General features: G+C 29.5%; 13 protein-coding genes. 5 read left to right on the forward strand and 8 right to left on the reverse strand.

Annotation, left to right across the window (positions count from 1 at the left end):
* Nucleotides 1-2: 2 nt before the first annotated feature.
* From BUA86_RS00855 to BUA86_RS00865, 3 genes are all read right to left on the reverse strand, one after another.
* A complete protein-coding gene (locus BUA86_RS00855; RefSeq protein WP_072928961.1) occupies nucleotides 3-638 on the reverse strand; it encodes a hypothetical protein in 636 nt (211 codons plus the stop codon).
* A gap of 218 nt (nucleotides 639-856) precedes the next feature.
* Entirely contained in the window at nucleotides 857-1,492 is a 636-nt protein-coding gene (locus BUA86_RS00860) for a hypothetical protein (RefSeq protein ID WP_143147209.1), read from the reverse strand.
* 91 nt (nucleotides 1,493-1,583) lie between these two features.
* Nucleotides 1,584-2,219: a hypothetical protein gene (locus BUA86_RS00865; RefSeq protein WP_072928965.1), complete on the reverse strand. Its 636-nt coding sequence runs from the start codon at nucleotides 2,217-2,219 to the stop codon at nucleotides 1,584-1,586.
* Between the two features lie 129 nt (nucleotides 2,220-2,348).
* Here BUA86_RS00865 and BUA86_RS00870 point away from each other — a divergent pair, with 129 nt between their 5' ends.
* Both BUA86_RS00870 and BUA86_RS00875 read left to right on the forward strand, forming a co-directional pair.
* Nucleotides 2,349-3,467 (forward strand): DNA polymerase III subunit, encoded by a 1,119-nt coding sequence (locus BUA86_RS00870; protein ID WP_072928967.1) that lies wholly within the window; start codon nucleotides 2,349-2,351, stop codon nucleotides 3,465-3,467.
* A gap of 81 nt (nucleotides 3,468-3,548) precedes the next feature.
* Nucleotides 3,549-4,739, forward strand: coding sequence for a dicarboxylate/amino acid:cation symporter (locus BUA86_RS00875; RefSeq protein WP_072928969.1), 1,191 nt, complete (start codon nucleotides 3,549-3,551; stop codon nucleotides 4,737-4,739).
* Nucleotides 4,740-4,938: 199 nt separating this feature from the next.
* Here BUA86_RS00875 and BUA86_RS00880 read toward each other — a convergent pair whose 3' ends face one another.
* From BUA86_RS00880 to BUA86_RS00895, 4 genes are all read right to left on the reverse strand, one after another.
* Nucleotides 4,939-6,504, reverse strand: coding sequence for a S41 family peptidase (locus tag BUA86_RS00880; RefSeq protein ID WP_072928971.1), 1,566 nt, complete (start codon nucleotides 6,502-6,504; stop codon nucleotides 4,939-4,941).
* Between the two features lie 11 nt (nucleotides 6,505-6,515).
* A complete protein-coding gene (locus tag BUA86_RS00885; RefSeq protein ID WP_072928973.1) occupies nucleotides 6,516-7,118 on the reverse strand; it encodes an HD domain-containing protein in 603 nt (200 codons plus the stop codon).
* A gap of 64 nt (nucleotides 7,119-7,182) precedes the next feature.
* Nucleotides 7,183-9,252, reverse strand: coding sequence for a S8 family peptidase (locus BUA86_RS00890; protein WP_072928975.1), 2,070 nt, complete (start codon nucleotides 9,250-9,252; stop codon nucleotides 7,183-7,185).
* Between the two features lie 114 nt (nucleotides 9,253-9,366).
* On the reverse strand, nucleotides 9,367-11,454 hold the full coding sequence (locus BUA86_RS00895; protein WP_178300385.1) for a S8 family peptidase: 2,088 nt from the start codon (nucleotides 11,452-11,454) through the stop codon (nucleotides 9,367-9,369).
* A gap of 397 nt (nucleotides 11,455-11,851) precedes the next feature.
* On the opposite strand from BUA86_RS00895, the gene BUA86_RS00900 reads away from it, so the two are divergent.
* Nucleotides 11,852-12,379, forward strand: a complete 528-nt coding sequence (locus BUA86_RS00900; protein ID WP_072928979.1) for a 30S ribosomal protein S16 — start codon at nucleotides 11,852-11,854, stop codon at nucleotides 12,377-12,379.
* Between the two features lie 23 nt (nucleotides 12,380-12,402).
* On the forward strand, nucleotides 12,403-12,927 hold the full coding sequence (rimM, locus tag BUA86_RS00905; RefSeq protein ID WP_072928981.1) for a ribosome maturation factor RimM: 525 nt from the start codon (nucleotides 12,403-12,405) through the stop codon (nucleotides 12,925-12,927).
* Between the two features lie 91 nt (nucleotides 12,928-13,018).
* On the opposite strand, the gene BUA86_RS00910 is transcribed toward rimM, so the two are convergent.
* The gene (locus tag BUA86_RS00910) at nucleotides 13,019-13,678 is read right to left on the reverse strand and encodes an ATP-binding cassette domain-containing protein (protein WP_072928983.1); all 660 of its coding nucleotides are present in this window, start codon (nucleotides 13,676-13,678) and stop codon (nucleotides 13,019-13,021) included.
* Between the two features lie 798 nt (nucleotides 13,679-14,476).
* Between BUA86_RS00910 and BUA86_RS00920 the strand changes: the two genes are divergently transcribed.
* Entirely contained in the window at nucleotides 14,477-16,159 is a 1,683-nt protein-coding gene (locus BUA86_RS00920) for a glutamine--tRNA ligase/YqeY domain fusion protein (protein WP_072928987.1), read from the forward strand.
* Nucleotides 16,160-16,166: the final 7 nt, after the last annotated feature.

Below are 16,166 nucleotides of genomic sequence, written 5' to 3' on the forward strand. Positions count from 1 at the left end.
TTTCATTGAGTTCTTGTAACATTACTTCCGTAAATAGTTAAAAAAGAATCACTAGGAATCGATTCACTCAACTTAGCTTGTAGATCCATTCCATTTAATCGGAATTGTAAACTTGCACCAGCAGCAAAATTTATTGAAGTTTCTGCTGTTAAATTATTAGATAGTCCTGTTATTGGTAAAACACTAGAATTATGTCCATAAATATTTATACCTGTCCCTGTCCCAACTGATACTCTACCCGCTATTAAAGCTCTAGAAGCTGCACCAAAGCTAAAGTTTGTATAAAAACTGAAATCTAAAATTGAGCCACTAAACGGTAAAGTATAAAGAGTACTCCAAGCTGTTGTAATAGTAAAATTACCATCAGCAACACCAGAAAGTCCAAGCGCTGCTGCTGGTGTGTAAACTTTATACACATAGCCATTATCATCTATATACAATGGAGCCCCTTTGGCGTAATTAATATCACTTAAACTATTTGTAACATTATTTGTTACTGTAGATAATTTTAAAACTTTGTCTGTTACAGTTGGCGTCACAACATCTAATGTTGCTTGTGGTGTAGAGGTATTTACACCTACTTGTCCTAATCCATATGTAGATAGAACAAGATAAAGAGTAATGAATAATCTTTTCATAGGTTTTATTATGTAGTTTGGTGGTGCAAATATACATAACAAACAATAATGTTAAAAAGTAAAAAAACTTAAACTTGACCTAAAAATTGTTAAAACTCTTTATTAATCAACTGTATGGCTAATAAATAATCATTTATATAAAAATTCAGTATTCTATAATTAGATGAGATAAATCTATTAAAAAGATTTATCTCATCTTAATTTTTTCTTCATCTATTTTATTGAATTCTTGTTACTGTACTCCCATAAATAGTTAAAGAAGAGTCTGTAAGAATAGATTCACTTAATCTAGCTTGTAAACTCATTCCATTTAATCGAAATTGTAAACCTGCTCCAGAAGCAAAATCTATTGAAGTTTGTCTTGTTAAATTATTTGATAGTCCAGTAACTCGTACAACACTAGAATTATACATATAAATATTTATTCCTGTTCCATTGCCTACCATAACTTTACCTGCTAATGATGAGCTTCTTTTAGCTCCAAAACTAAAATTGGTAAAAAAACTGAAATCTAAATTTGATCCAATATGAGGTAAAGTATAAATAGTTTTCCATTCAGCTGTAAGAACATAATTACCATCAGCTACTCCAGAAACACCAACTGAAGATACAGGAGAATATGCTTTATATACATAACCATTATCATCTATATATAAAGGAGAACCTTTTTGGTAATTAATCCCAGCTATTCTATTCGTAGTATTATTTGATACTGTAGATAGTTTTAAAACTTTATCCGTTGTAGTGGATGTTACAACATCTAACATTGCTTGTGGTGTAGATGTGTTGATACCCATTTGCCCATATCCATAAAGAGATAGAGTAAGACAAAAAGTAATCAATATTCTTTTCATATAAGTTGTATTATTTAGTTTGACGATATAAATACAATAATTAATTTATTATTATAAAAATGTCTAAAATTATTTTAGATTAAGTATTTTTTTATTGTGTTTTTGTTACTGTACTTCCATAAATCTCTATAAAAGAATTATTCACAGAAGGTTGACTTAATCTTGCCTGTAGAGTGTTTCCATTTAATTGAAATTGTAATCCTGCTCCAGAATTAAAATTTATTGAAGTTAGTTTTGTTAAATTATTTGATATTTCTTTAATTGGTAGAACACTAGAACTATACGTATAAATATTAATTCCTGTTCCATTTCCTACTGAAACTTTACCTGATATTAATGAGCTTCCTCCTGATCCAAAACTAAAATTAGTAAAAAAGCTAAAATCTAAAATTGATCCATTATGTGGTAATGTATAAATAGTTTTCCATGCAGTTGTAAGAACATAATTACCATCAGCTACTCCAGAAACACCATTTAAATTTGAAGGAGAGTATGCTTTATATACATAACCATTATCATCTATATATAAAGGAGAACCTTTTTCGTAATTAATATCAGCTATTCTATTTGTAGCATTATTTGATACTGTAGATAATTTTAAAACTTTATCTGTTATATTTTTTGTTACAACATCTAATGTTGCTTCTGGTGTAGAGGTATTTACACCTACTTGTCCCACTGCATAAGCAGATAGAACAATACAAAAAGGAATTAATATTCTTTTCATAATAAGGTTTTTGTTTATAATTTTTTGGTGACAGCAAATTTATATTATCAAAAAAAGAACAAACAATAATAAGTATTTATCTTAAAATATTTTGATGTGTATAAGAATAAAAAATAGTAATTTTGGCTCATGCATTGGGAGAATATAATTGGTCAAAAAGAAGTAAAAGAGAAGCTTCAACAGTCAATAAAAGACAATAGAATTAGTCATGCTCAACTGTTTTCGGGACCAGAAGGTTCTGCCACTTTGCCTCTGGCAATTGCATATGCAAGAGAAGTTCTGTCTAATGTAAATAGCGACCAAAGTAACCTAAAAGTAGATAAACTTCAACATCCAGATTTACATTTTGCATTCCCTTACTCAGCAACCGATGCTGTAAAAAAACCTCTGGCAAAATATTTATTAAATGATTGGAGAAGTTTCTTACAAGAAAATGCATACGGAAATTTAACCGATTGGATGTCTCATTTAGGTATAGCCAAAAAACAAGGTGTAATTCCTGTAGATGAAGCGGATGAAATTATAAAAACACTTGCTTTAAATAGTTATGAAGGTGGATACAAAATAATGATTATTTGGCAACCAGAAACAATGACAATTGCAGCAGCAAATAAATTATTGAAAATTATTGAAGAACCTCCACAGAAAACTTTATTCTTATTGGTTACAGAAAGAGAAGATTTACTTTTGCAAACTATTACTTCTCGCTGTCAATTGGTTAAAATCCCAAAATTGTCTCAAACTGATATTAATGATTTCCTGATTAATGAGAAAGGAATTTCTCCACAAAAGGCGCAACATGTTTCATTTTTAGCTCAAGGAAATTTAAGAGAAGCATTACACCAATTAACAGATGATGAGCATTTATTCGACACCTATTTTGTTACATGGGTAAGAAAAGCGTTTATGGCAGCCAAAACACCTACTGTTTTAAAAGATTTGATTGATTGGTCTAACCAAATCGCTTCTTGGTCGAGAAACGAGCAAAAAGATTTTTTAAATTATTGCGCTGAAATTTTTAGACAAGCCTTACTTAAAACTTATCAAACAGATGATTTAGTTTTTTTAGAAATAAATGCAGAAGGTTTTAAATGGCAAGGTTTTGCACCTTTTATAAATGGAGCTAATATAGAAGATATTCTTAATGAAATTAATGAGGCTTCTTATCATATCGATAGAAATGGAAATTCTAAAATAATTTTATTAGATCTTTCTATAAAATTAACACGTAATCTACATAAAAAATAATTTTTTGTAGGTTACTCATAATTAAATATTTGATAAGTATTTAAAAAATATTTAAGTAAAAAATAGTTTATACATTTGAAGATGAATAAACTTAAAAACAACTTACTCTTTAAAGTTATCCTCGCAATTGTGCTTGGAATATTACTCGGTGGAATTATACCAGAAACTATTGGTCGAATATTTATCACTTTCAATAGTTTTTTCAGCGAATTACTTAATTTTCTTATTCCATTAATTATTGTTGGTTTAATTGTTCCGTCCATAGGAAGATTGGGACAAACCGCAGGGAAACTACTATTAGTAACCGTTCTTATAGCTTATGGCTCTACTATTTTTGCGGGCTTACTGGGCTATTCAGCAAGTATGTCTATTTTCCCTAGTCTATTAGAAAATCAAACAGAACAAATAAATTTAGGAGAAAAAGCAAAAGAATTTGCGCCCTATTTTTCTATTGAGTTTCCTCCATTTTTTGCTGTTATGCCAGCTTTAGTATTTTCATTTTTATTCGGAATTGGATTATCTCGTTTACAAGATTCTACTTTCGGAAAATTAGCTGATAATTTCGAGGAGATTATTACCTATTTAATTCAACATTTAATTATTCCATTATTACCTATTTTTATTTTCGGTATTTTCTTAAACATGTCTTACTCTGGGCAAGTTGTAACCATTTTAAATGTCTTCTTAAAAATAATTGGTATTATATTTATCTTACATGTTACACTATTAACTATCCAGTTTATAATTGCAGGAATCATTGCAAAAAAGAATCCTTTAAAAATGATGCAATTAATGCTACCAGCTTATTTCACAGCATTAGGAACACAATCTTCTGCTGCTACAATTCCTATAACATTAGCACAAGTAAAAAAGATCGGGGTTCGGGATGAAATTGCCAGTTTTGCAGTTCCATTATGTGCAACAATTCATCTATCTGGTTCTATGTTAAAAATTGTAAGTTGCTGTTTAGCTTTAATGTTAATACAAGGAATGGAAATTAATTTTATACAATTTCTTGGTTTTATGATGATGTTAGGTATTGCAATGGTTGCAGCACCAGGCGTTCCTGGTGGGGCTATTATGGCTGCAATTGGAATTATTGCTTCCATGTTAGGATTTAGTCCAGAAAACCAAGCTTTAATGATTGCGCTATATATTGCAATGGATAGTTTCGGTACTGCAGGAAATGTAACTGGAGACGGTGCTATTGCAGTAACATTGGACACATTATTCAAGAAAAAAACGATTGATAATTTAACATCCACTCGCTAAGCTCGTTTTTGCACGAGTCGTTAAATCAAAAGTATTTTACAAAAGTAACTTCTAGTAGGAAAGTTACTTTTGTAAAATAATCATGTCATTTTCTCCCCAATAAAAAACGAGCAATATAAATAGTTATTCTTATTTACAAGTTAAACTTTGTACATTTTACTCTTTACATTATACTTTTTACATTGTACATTAAAAAAGATTAATTAGAATTTTTCAGCACTTTATTTCCATTTTTTATATCCTGTAAAATCCATTCTAACTCAATATCCCTATTTTTTCTTCTAGAATCTAATGTTGGTTTTATTTCTTTATTTGGGTAAACGCCATGCCCAAGCTCTATTCTTTGTTTAATTGGAGATAGATAAACTGTTCCTACAGAAATTTTTAATTTAGAATGTGGTAAAGTAAATTTTGGCATTAAGCCAGCCACAGTTCCATTATAATCCCCTCCTGTTTCTTCTCCCACAAAAAAACCTCTTTTATTTTCGTTAAGATTAGCAGCTATTAATGCTGATGCAGAATAAGAACCTCCATTTATTATAACATATAAATTACCATTATAAACCAAATCTTTCTCAATTTTTGTAAAAGAAAACGGCATGTGTAACTCATATTCATTCTCATCATTTTTAAATGTTGAAAAATAAGAATACCCAGAACCAATCCATAAAAATGGATAAGAGGCTACAGGAAAAAGATTATACATCGACTTACCAAATGATGTTTTATTCGCAACAATTTTTTTTCCTAAGAATTTATCAGAATCATCTACTAAATAAGCATACAAATAGTGAGCATCTTTTACAAAACCTCCTCCATTATTTCTTATATCTAAAATTAAATTCTGTACGTTATTATTTTTTATATCAGTAAAAACTTCTTTGTAAAGCCTACGTATTTTCCCTTTTCTAAAATCAGTAATTTTTAATACAGCAATTGTACTATCATTTGTTGGGAAAGTTAGGTTTTTAGAATATCGCTTTGTTGATTTACTATAACCATACTTTTTTTGTTTTAACTTTATTTGACGCTTTACTGTTTTAGAAATAGTATCAACAGGTTTTATACTTTTCTCTTCCTTTGTCTTAACCTTTGGAAACTCTCTAAATGTTTTTTTACTAAGAATTTTATCTCCCATTAAAAATGTCAATTCAACAGAATCCTTTATTCCTTGTTCTAACGTAATATAATTTAGAAATGTTCTGCCAAATAAATTGTTAGAAAATGTTTTATTATTTCCATCTCCATAAACACTTGGTTTATATTTTTTTATTAAATCTTCTACCGAAACATTATCAATATATAAGAGTACAGCTCCCGAATTAATTGGATTAGTTTTAGAAAAATCTTTTACTAAAAAAATAGAATCATTTTCAAAGAAGAAACTATAATTATGGAATACGGATTTAGATTCTTTATATTTCTTTAATTCCTTTTTAGTTAACTTTTTATACAAAGGATAAACATCTGTATGTCCATGTTTTAAACTTCTAAAAATTGGAAATAGTTTTAAATACAGTTCATTTGGAGTTAATGGTTTATTTATTGTATTCTTTAAACTATCAAACTTGTAATCGATTGACTTTTTCGATTGATATAAATCTAGTTTAGCATGATAACGTTTTAATTTTTTGTAAACAAAATCAACATCCTTCTTTAAATCTTTTACAGCAATATCCTCGTCAATATGTTTATTATATTCACGAACAGAAGTACATCCAAAAAGCAGTATTAAAATTAAAAAGAAGGAGAATGTTTTATTCATTTACTTATTATTTACATTTTTACTTCACGATAAAATTGTTGTATAAAATTTTCCATGTAAGCATGACGTTCTTCGGCAATATCTTTTGCTGTTTTAGTATTAATTAACTCTTTTAAGGTAAATAATTTATCATAAAAATGTTGCACACTAGAAGCATTTTTCGACTGATCTTCAGGATTATATAAAATATTTCCTACACTACCCCCGTAAGCAAAACAACGTGCAATTCCAACAGCACCTATCGCATCTAACCTATCAGCATCCTGTACAATTTCAGCTTCAATAGATGTTGGTACATTTCCTTTACTAAAAGACACTTGAGAAACAATTTCATTTACTCGCTCAATTGTTTCTTCATCCACATTTAAAGATTGTAAAAATTGAGTAATTAATTCTTTTGATTTATCAACTCCATCATGTAATTTATAATCTCCGACATCGTGTACCCAAGCTGCTAATTCTACCAAAAATGGATCTGCATTCTCTTTTTCTAAAATCTTTCTCGCGTTTATTACAACTCGTTCTATATGAAAGTAATCGTGTCCTGTTCCTTCTTCTAAGAAGGTTTTTCTAATATAAGCTTGTGTCGCTGTTAAAATATCTTGTTTATTCATGTAATTATATAAAAAACTTCAATAGCTAAGCTATTGAAGTTTTATTTAATGTTTACTAAAAACTTTACTGTTTAACAATTTTTTTAGTTGTAATACCTTTATCCGTTGTTATGTTTATAATATAAACACCTACAGGTAAAGAAGAAACATTTATTCTATCCGATTTTGTTGTAGAAATTAATTTTCCTGTTAAATCTATTACATCAACTTTTTTAATTTTTTCTGTCGTTTTTATGTTAACAATATCTTTCGCTAATGTTGGATAAACAGCCGTAACAGATTTTACATTTACCTCATCAGTATTTAAACTTTCTAATTTTGCTCCCGTAACCAATAATGTATAATCTTGATTTGAAGATTTACCTTCGTGATTAATCAAATCACTTTTATTTGATACAATAATTTTATATTTCCTACCAGCAACTGTATTTTTTATTAGAATTTGTTCTACATTATCTACTGTATTATCTCCTTTTACAGCTGCTCCTGTAACATTAGCTAAGTCTAATTTCCAAGGTAAATACTCCTCATTGGTTTCGGTATCAAAAACTCTAACATCCAAATCATTTACTAACTTAGAAGATATATCATCCATACGACCTAATGTTGATGACATAAAATCTGCCGCAGGATCTATCCAAGAAATTGTAACTTTTAATTCTTCTCCATTAGAAGAAAAAATTTCTTCATCATCTATTCCTGAAATTTTCATTTTTCTATTCATAAAGTTCTCTCCATTATGTAATGCGAGAATTAATTCTGCACTCTTTTTAGCATCCAATAATCCCCAACCATACCAATTATCTGGCCCTTCGAAATTTCCAGCCTCTATAGCTGTATGTATTAATAAAGCTTTTATTTCATCAGAAAAAAAGTAATAGCCAGGATCATTAATCAACTGTCTTTTTAATTGTGTTAAAGCTCCTACTGCTCCAGTAACAATTGGTGCAGAGTAAGATGTACCATTACCTCTAGTTGATGTTGATATAGACGCTGGATTTGTTGAACTAATTGTTGGTGCTATAACACTTGTTCCTACAGCAACCAAATCTGGTTTAATTGCTCCATCTTTACGTGGACCAACACTACTGTAACTTGATCTAATAATTTGAAAAGGAGAGTCTACTTTGTTATCATCTGTAGCAGGTATATCTATTGCTCCAACAACAATAATATTTTTTGCCAAAGAACCATTTCCAATACAATAAGCTCCAAGATAACAATTTGAAGTGGGTACAATTTCTCCTTCAGCAAATGGAACATATCCACCTCCTGCCCAACGGTATTTATTATCTGTTTGGCCAGGTCCAGTTCCGTAATAATTACCAGAAGATTTTACAATAGTAAATTTTGGGTCAGCATACACAATCTTGTCTATAGACTGGTCATTAGATTGATAAGCTCCAGATAATGTTTGATTAGGATTATTCATAAGAGTCGTATTAACTGGATAATAAAATCCTTCTCCTAACGAACCACTTGTTGCAGTCTCTTTTGACCAACCATTATTAACTCCATAAGAATGATTAGAGATATATTCTCCGTATTCTACTATTTTAGAAAATCTATCACCATTAGCTGTATCACTATAACCAGCATGCTTAACTGTTGCTTTTGGTAATACACCCTTAGCTACACCAGGAATTGTAAAAAATGTATATCGCCCTTCTGCTGCTATAAATCCTGCAACATTTGTTGCGTGAGAAGAATTTTGTTGTGCGCCATTTTCTAAATCTATAATTCTACTCATTCCAGCGTTAGCTAAATCTCTAAACTCTCCATGAGTTGCCAAAACTGTTCCTCCATCAAATATAGCAATAGACATATTCTCTCCATTAATAGAAATTCCTGCTATTGCTCCAGACTGTAATTCTGTAATATTAGAAGCTGAATTACTTCTTATATCAGCTGATGTTAATATTGCTATTTCATCTGCAGAGATATTTGATATTACATCTATATTTTCATTTAGAAAGTTAGAGGATGACTTACTTTTCTGATTAAGACTTTGTACATACTCATTCTTTTTTTTCACTTCCGAATGAAAGTCCTTTTTAAGTTCTTCTTTTGTTTGTGCTGTCGCAAAACCATATGACAATACAATAACTGCCAATGATAGTAAATTTTTTTTCATGTTAAAAAGCGTTAATTTTAATTATTGTTACACTAAAATAAACGTTTATTAATAAAAAACATAAGCCCAATCTCTTTAAGAGATTGGGCTTATGAGAAAAATTGAATTATAATTTTACTGTTTAACAATTTTCTTTGTTGTAACGCCTTTATCTGTTGTAATGTTTATAATATAAACACCTACAGGTAAAGAAGATACATTTACTCTATCCGTTTTTGTTGATAAAACTAGTTTTCCTGTTAAATCTATTACATCAACTTTCTGAATTTTTTCTGTTGTTTTTACATGAATAATGTCTTTCGCTATTGTTGGATAAACAGAAGTAATAGATTTTACATTTACCTCATCAGTATTTAAATTCTCTAATGTTATCCCAGTAATTAACAATGTATAATTTTGATTAGATAAAGCATCATTATCATCTATTAAATCTCCTTTATTAGAAACTACTACTTTATATTTTCTTCCCGCGACAGGATTTTTAATTAGAATTTGCTCTATATTATCTACTGTGTTATCTCCTTTTATAGCTGCTCCTGTAACATTAGCTAAGTCTAATTTCCAAGGTAAATGCTCCTCATTGGTTTCGGTATCAAAAACTCTAACATCCAAATCATTTACCAATTTAGAAGAAGTGTCATGTACTAAATCTTCAATTTTTTCTAAAATATTTTTTGCTGCTGGATCTATCCAAGTAACGGTCACTTTTAGTTCTTTATCATTATTAGCAGTAATTAATTTCTCATAGTTTATTCCAGAGACTTTCTCATTTCGTTCAAACACAATTTCTTTATTATGTGCTGCTAAAACAGTTTCTGCAGCTTTTTTAGCATCTAATAATCCCCAACCAAATTTATTATCTGGACCGTCAAACAATCCTGCTTCTTGTGTTGTATGTAATAAAAAAGCTTTTACTTCATCTGAATTGAAGTAATAAGTTGAATCACCTGTTAATAATCTTTTTAATTGCGTTATGGCTCCTACAACTCCTGTTACCTTTGGAGATGAATAAGAAGTTCCACTGCCAATTATATATGAGGTATTATTTGGTAATGTTGGTCCTATTACTCTCGTACCAACAGCTACTAAATCTGGTTTTATTGCCCCATCTTTTCTTGGTCCAGCACTACTATAACTTGAATGTATAATTTCTGATGAAGAAGTCACCTTATTATCTCCAGTTTGTGGAATATCTATTGCTCCAACAACAATAATATTTTTTGCTAAAGATCCTAAACCAATACAGTATGCACCAGTTTGGCAATTATCATGAGGTATTAAATCCCCTTCTTCAAATTTTATCCCATCTTCCTTATATAAGTTATAATTAAAAGATGCATAAGTACCTGGACCATAACCATATTCATTTCCAGCACCTTTTACAATTGTGTAAGTAGGAAATTGATAGCTAATTAAATCAAAATTAGAATCAGCTTCATGGTATACTCCAAATAAAGTCTCGTTTGGTGATGATAAATAAGCTACAGGTGTTGAGAATAATAACCCTTGACCTGTTTCATGTGTTTGATCGCTAATAATACTCCATCCTAACTCTGCTGCATAAGAGTGATTAGATATATGTTTTCCAAAACTCAATATTTTTTGATGAACATTTAATCCATTTATATCATTATAACCTGCACTGCTAATTTTAGTTTTGGGAAGTACACCCTTTGCTATATGTGGTGTTTGTATCTGTTCTCCTGTCTGACTATCCGTTAATGTAACATCTACAAAGCCTTCGCCAGCAATAACACCTGCCACAAAAATTGCATGACTATTTAATTCTTGTGCTCCATTCTCTAGATCTGTTATTCTGTTTTGGTCTGGATTATCTAAATCTCTAAATTCTTGATGAGTAGATAATATTCTTCCTCCATCAAAAATTGTAATCTCCATATTTTCTCCATTTAAAGAAAAACCATTAATAAAACCATTTTGCAAAGCTTCTATATTAGAAGCTGAATTAGCTCTATCATCAATTAATTTATTATAAACAATAAATTGATCAGTTGCTGCAACTATAGTTGTTATATCTCTATCAATTAATTTTCTTAATGATTTATTTTGCTTTTTATTAAAGAGAGCTTCGTTTTTTTCTTTTTGTAATCTAAATTTTTCTAATAATTCTTGCTTATTCTGAGCATAAGAAACGTTAAGTAGAAATGTAAAAAATGTAATAGAAAGTAATTTTTTATTCATAATCATTATTTTTAAAATTATTATTACTAAAATATTAATTTTGGATTCAACAAAAGAATAACGAATACTTTAATTTTAACCATAAGTTATTTTATATCAATACATTAATAACTTAATTATATTATTGTTTTAACCATTTTTATCGGATTTATTATACATAATCAACTTATTAAATCGATATCTAAAACAATTAAACAAGATTTTATTTACCTTTATTTTAATAAAAAATTTATCTTATTTAATTCTCTTATAAATAACCAATCATATCCTCTTTCATAAAAAAATTTAGAAAAACAAATTATACGATTATTAAAATATAAAATATCCAAAATTATTCATATATTTGCACCTCAAATTTGTAAAACGGGACGAGTTCCCACAATAAATTAGTTATATTATGGCTACAAGAATTAGATTACAAAGACACGGTCGTAAAGGAAAACCATTCTTTCACATCGTAGTTGCTGACTCAAGAGCAAAACGTGATGGTCGTTTCATCGAAAAATTAGGTACTTACAACCCAATTACTAACCCTGCAACAGTTGTTTTAAACGTTGAAGCAGCAGTAAAATGGTTACAAACAGGTGCTGAACCATCTAACACAGCTAAAGCTTTATTATCTTACAAAGGTGCTTACATGAAGAAACACTTATTAGGAGGTGTTGCTAAAGGAGCATTTTCGCAAGAAGAGGCTGATAAGCGTTTCGCTGCTTGGTTAGAAGGTAAAGATGCTAAAGTTCAAGCTAAAAAAGACGGTTTAACTTCAAACGCTGCTGCTAATAAAGCTGCTGCATTAGAAGCTGAAAAAGCTGTTAGCGAAGCTCGTGTAAAAGCTGCTCAAGAAGTTGAAGCTGCTGCACAAGCTGAAGAAACTCCTGCTGAAGAAGCAGAAGGTACAACTGAAGAAGTTGCTACAGAAGAATAATTTTAAAGTTCAGACACGTTCCAATGACAAAAAATGATTGCTACTATTTAGGTAAAGTTACAAAGAGACATGGTTTCAAAGGTAATTTAATCATTCATTTGGATACAGACGAACCAGAATTATACGATACTTTGGAAGCAGTGTACATCGAACAAGATGGTACACTGATTCCATTTTTTTTTGAAACTGCACAGCCTTATCAAGGCAATAAATTATTAGTAAAGTTTGAAGATGTAGAAGATGACGCTGTAGATAGATTAATCAACAGAGAATTATATCTTCCTTTAAAATCTTTACCACAATTAACTGGAACCGATTTTTATTACCACGAAATTATCGGATTCACAATTTACGATCAGTCTAATACAGAAGTAGGAACAATAAAATCTGTAAATGATTCTGCTGCACAAGCTTATTTTGAAGTTGATGCAAACGGAAAAGAGATTTTAATTCCAATGATAGACGAATGGATTTTAGAAGTTAACCGCGAAGAAAAAGCAATGTTAGTTCAAATCCCTGATGGTTTATTAGAAATTTATTTGGGATAAGTGTTAATGTGTTAATGTGTTAATGTGTTAATGTGTTAATGTGTTTAAGGCACAACTTAATTCTTAATTCTTAATTCTTAATTCTTAATTCTTAATTCTTAATATACCCTACTTTAATCAAATCATTCCTATCTTTAATTTCAATTAAAACTCCGTTTTTTAAGTAATGATTTCTGGTAGCAATGTTCATTACATAATCAAACTGATGATCTGAAATAATAATTCCTTTATTCTTTGATTGTTCTACAATAAAATTAGAAATTTTATTAATTAATATTGGTGATAAACCAGCAAATGGTTCATCTAAAATACAAAATTTACTATCTGAGAAAAGATATAATTTAACTTGCAGATAGCGCAACGTTCCGTACGATAAATCTTTTACTCTATTCTTTATAATTTCATCAATAACATTGTCATCCAAGAATAATTTTTTTTGGAAATCATCGGTAAAAAACAAGTTGATAAGCTTACTTACTTTTAGGTTTTTTGGAAAATGGTTAAATTGTGTAGCAAATGAGATTCCTTGTTTTATTTCGAATGTATTTTTCTTTACTTCACCATCAATTCGAACAAATTTTTGCTCCGCTGAAGTTGATCCAAATATTACATCAAACAATGTTGTTTTTCCACTACCATTTCTTCCTATAATAGAAACAATATCGCTTGTTTTGACATGCAAAACTATTGACCTTAATATTTTATTACCATTATATGATTTCTGAATGCTATCAATTTCTAATAAAGACATTTATAATATAAATTTAAAATTAGTACTGATATTAAGAACGTTGTACTTACGGATAACGCAAATAATTTAAATTTAGAAAATCTAAAATTTTGATAAAAATAAAAGTCACTTTTTCTGTAATAGTAATAATAACAGTAGGAAGATGATTCTGATATAAATACAAAAAATAAAATATTATCAACAAAACCAAATCCTGAAATCAATACTGTTAATAATAACAATATGATATAAATAAAAAGGTTGACTCGGTAAAAATTAAGAAAAACATAGAATCTAGTCATATTACTTAACATTTTCTAAATGATAAATAAAAAGGAATAAAAAATTTGAATAATTCTTGATTTGGTATTCCTGTTTTAAACTTGACAACAAAAAAATCTATCATCTTCTTATAAAAATAGAAAACAGCAATAGCTAAAAATACCCATCTGTAATCATCAATAAAATAATTTATATAAACATACCCAAAAAGTAAAACCGGTATAGTTATTAAACTGTAAGTAAGCCATTTATTTTTCATAACGTTAGATTAGTTCCTTACAATTTAAAAAAATATCTTATAAATAACAACTGAAAAATAACATCTTTTTAAATGGAAGTAAGAAATTCGTGATTCGAAATTAGTTTTAGTTATATAATCTTAGTTTAAGAAAATAAGATATAACACTACTTTTTACATGATACTTTTTACATGATACTTTTTACATGATGTATGAAAAACTAAATAATGATTTTTTGAAAACTAAATCGATATTAGTACCCAATTTCGTACCTTTGCAAACTCAATCGTAACAAAAGATGGAAGAAGAAAAAAAATCATTGAATTTTATTGAGCAAATCATTGAAGATGATTTAGCTAACGGGATGCCAAAAGAAAACTTACGTTTTCGTTTTCCTCCCGAACCAAATGGTTATTTACACATTGGACATGCAAAAGCAATTTGTCTAAACTTCGGTTTAGGACAGCGCTATAATGCTCCAGTAAACTTACGTTTTGACGACACAAATCCTGACAAAGAAGAGCAAGAATTCGTAGATTCTATTCGCGAAGATGTGAAATGGTTAGGTTTTGAATGGGCGGAAGAACGTTATGCTTCTGATTATTTCCAGCAGCTTTACGATTGGGCTGTAGAATTAATAAAAGAAGGAAAAGCATATATCGACGATCAATCTTCTGAATTGATTAACGAACAACGTAAAACTCCTTTTGAACCAGGTATCGATTCTCCTTATAGAAATCGTCCTGTTGAGGAAAGTTTAGCTTTATTTGAAAAAATGAAAGCTGGAGAATTTGATGAAGGTACACACGTTCTACGTGCTAAAATTGACATGACTTCTCCTAATATGAACATGCGCGACCCTGTTATGTATCGTATCTTGAAACGTCCACATCATAGAACTGGTGATACATGGAAAATGTATCCTATGTACGATTGGACACATGGAGAGTCTGATTATATAGAGGGAATTTCTCACTCATTATGTTCTTTAGAATTTAAAAATCACCGCGATTTATATGAGTGGTATGTGAATAATGTTGAATTAGAAAATCAAGTTCAGAAACCAAAACAACGTGAGTTTGCTCGTGGAAATGTTTCGTACATGATTACGAGTAAACGTAAATTAATGAAATTGGTACAAGAAGGTATCGTAACAGGATGGGACGATCCTCGTATGCCTACAATTTCTGGTTTACGTCGTCGTGGATATACTGCAGAATCTATTAAAAACTTTTGGAATACTGCTGGTGTTGCTAAACGTGATAATGTATTGGATATTTCTTTATTAGAATTTTCGGTTCGTGATCATTTAAATAAAATTGCTCCTCGTGTTTTTGCTGTTATTGATCCTGTAAAAGTTGTGATAGAAAACTATCCAGAAGGACAAGTAGAAAATTTGGAAATTGAAAATAATCCTGAGGACGAAAATGCTGGTTCTAGAATTGTTCCTTTTACAAGAGAGATTTATATAGAACGTGAAGATTTTATGGAAGAAGCTCCTAAAAAATTCTTCCGCCTTTCTTTAGGAAATGAAGTTCGTTTAAAAGGTGCTTATTTTATAAAAGCAGAAAGAGTTGAAAAAGATGCTGATGGAAACATTACAACTATTTTTGCAACTTATGATGCTGAAACAAAATCTGGAAGTGGAACAGAGGCTTCTAAACGTAAAGTAAAAGGAACTTTACATTGGGTTTCTGCAACAGAAAATACACCAATAGAAGTACGCCAATACGATCGTTTATTTACTGTTGAGGCACCAGATGCTGAAAAAGATGTTGATTTTTTACAGTTTGTAAACAACGATTCTTTAGAAATTAAACAAGGATTTGGAGAACCTTCTTTAAAAGAAGCTAAACCAGAAGATCAATTCCAATTTCAACGTATTGGATATTTTGCTTTAGATAGAGATTCTTCTGCCGAAAAATTAGTTTTTAACAGAACAGTTACTTTAAAAGATACTTGGGCAAAAGTAAATAAGTAAGTTTTTA

This window comes from Chishuiella changwenlii (assembly GCF_900142565.1).
GTDB lineage: Bacteria > Bacteroidota > Bacteroidia > Flavobacteriales > Weeksellaceae > Empedobacter > Empedobacter changwenlii.

Excerpts from the sequence above, each read along its gene's own strand:
- BUA86_RS00855 (WP_072928961.1), bottom strand. The coding sequence starts at position 638 with ATGAAAAGATTATTCATTACTCTTTATCTTGTTCTATCTACATATGGA.
- BUA86_RS00860 (WP_143147209.1), bottom strand. The coding sequence starts at position 1,492 with ATGAAAAGAATATTGATTACTTTTTGTCTTACTCTATCTCTTTATGGA.
- BUA86_RS00865 (WP_072928965.1), bottom strand. The coding sequence starts at position 2,219 with ATGAAAAGAATATTAATTCCTTTTTGTATTGTTCTATCTGCTTATGCA.
- BUA86_RS00870 (WP_072928967.1), top strand. The coding sequence starts at position 2,349 with ATGCATTGGGAGAATATAATTGGTCAAAAAGAAGTAAAAGAGAAGCTT.
- BUA86_RS00875 (WP_072928969.1), top strand. The coding sequence starts at position 3,549 with ATGAATAAACTTAAAAACAACTTACTCTTTAAAGTTATCCTCGCAATT.
- BUA86_RS00880 (WP_072928971.1), bottom strand. The coding sequence starts at position 6,504 with ATGAATAAAACATTCTCCTTCTTTTTAATTTTAATACTGCTTTTTGGA.
- BUA86_RS00885 (WP_072928973.1), bottom strand. The coding sequence starts at position 7,118 with ATGAATAAACAAGATATTTTAACAGCGACACAAGCTTATATTAGAAAA.
- BUA86_RS00890 (WP_072928975.1), bottom strand. The coding sequence starts at position 9,252 with ATGAAAAAAAATTTACTATCATTGGCAGTTATTGTATTGTCATATGGT.
- BUA86_RS00895 (WP_178300385.1), bottom strand. The coding sequence starts at position 11,454 with ATGAATAAAAAATTACTTTCTATTACATTTTTTACATTTCTACTTAAC.
- BUA86_RS00900 (WP_072928979.1), top strand. The coding sequence starts at position 11,852 with ATGGCTACAAGAATTAGATTACAAAGACACGGTCGTAAAGGAAAACCA.
- rimM (WP_072928981.1), top strand. The coding sequence starts at position 12,403 with ATGACAAAAAATGATTGCTACTATTTAGGTAAAGTTACAAAGAGACAT.
- BUA86_RS00910 (WP_072928983.1), bottom strand. The coding sequence starts at position 13,678 with ATGTCTTTATTAGAAATTGATAGCATTCAGAAATCATATAATGGTAAT.
- BUA86_RS00920 (WP_072928987.1), top strand. The coding sequence starts at position 14,477 with ATGGAAGAAGAAAAAAAATCATTGAATTTTATTGAGCAAATCATTGAA.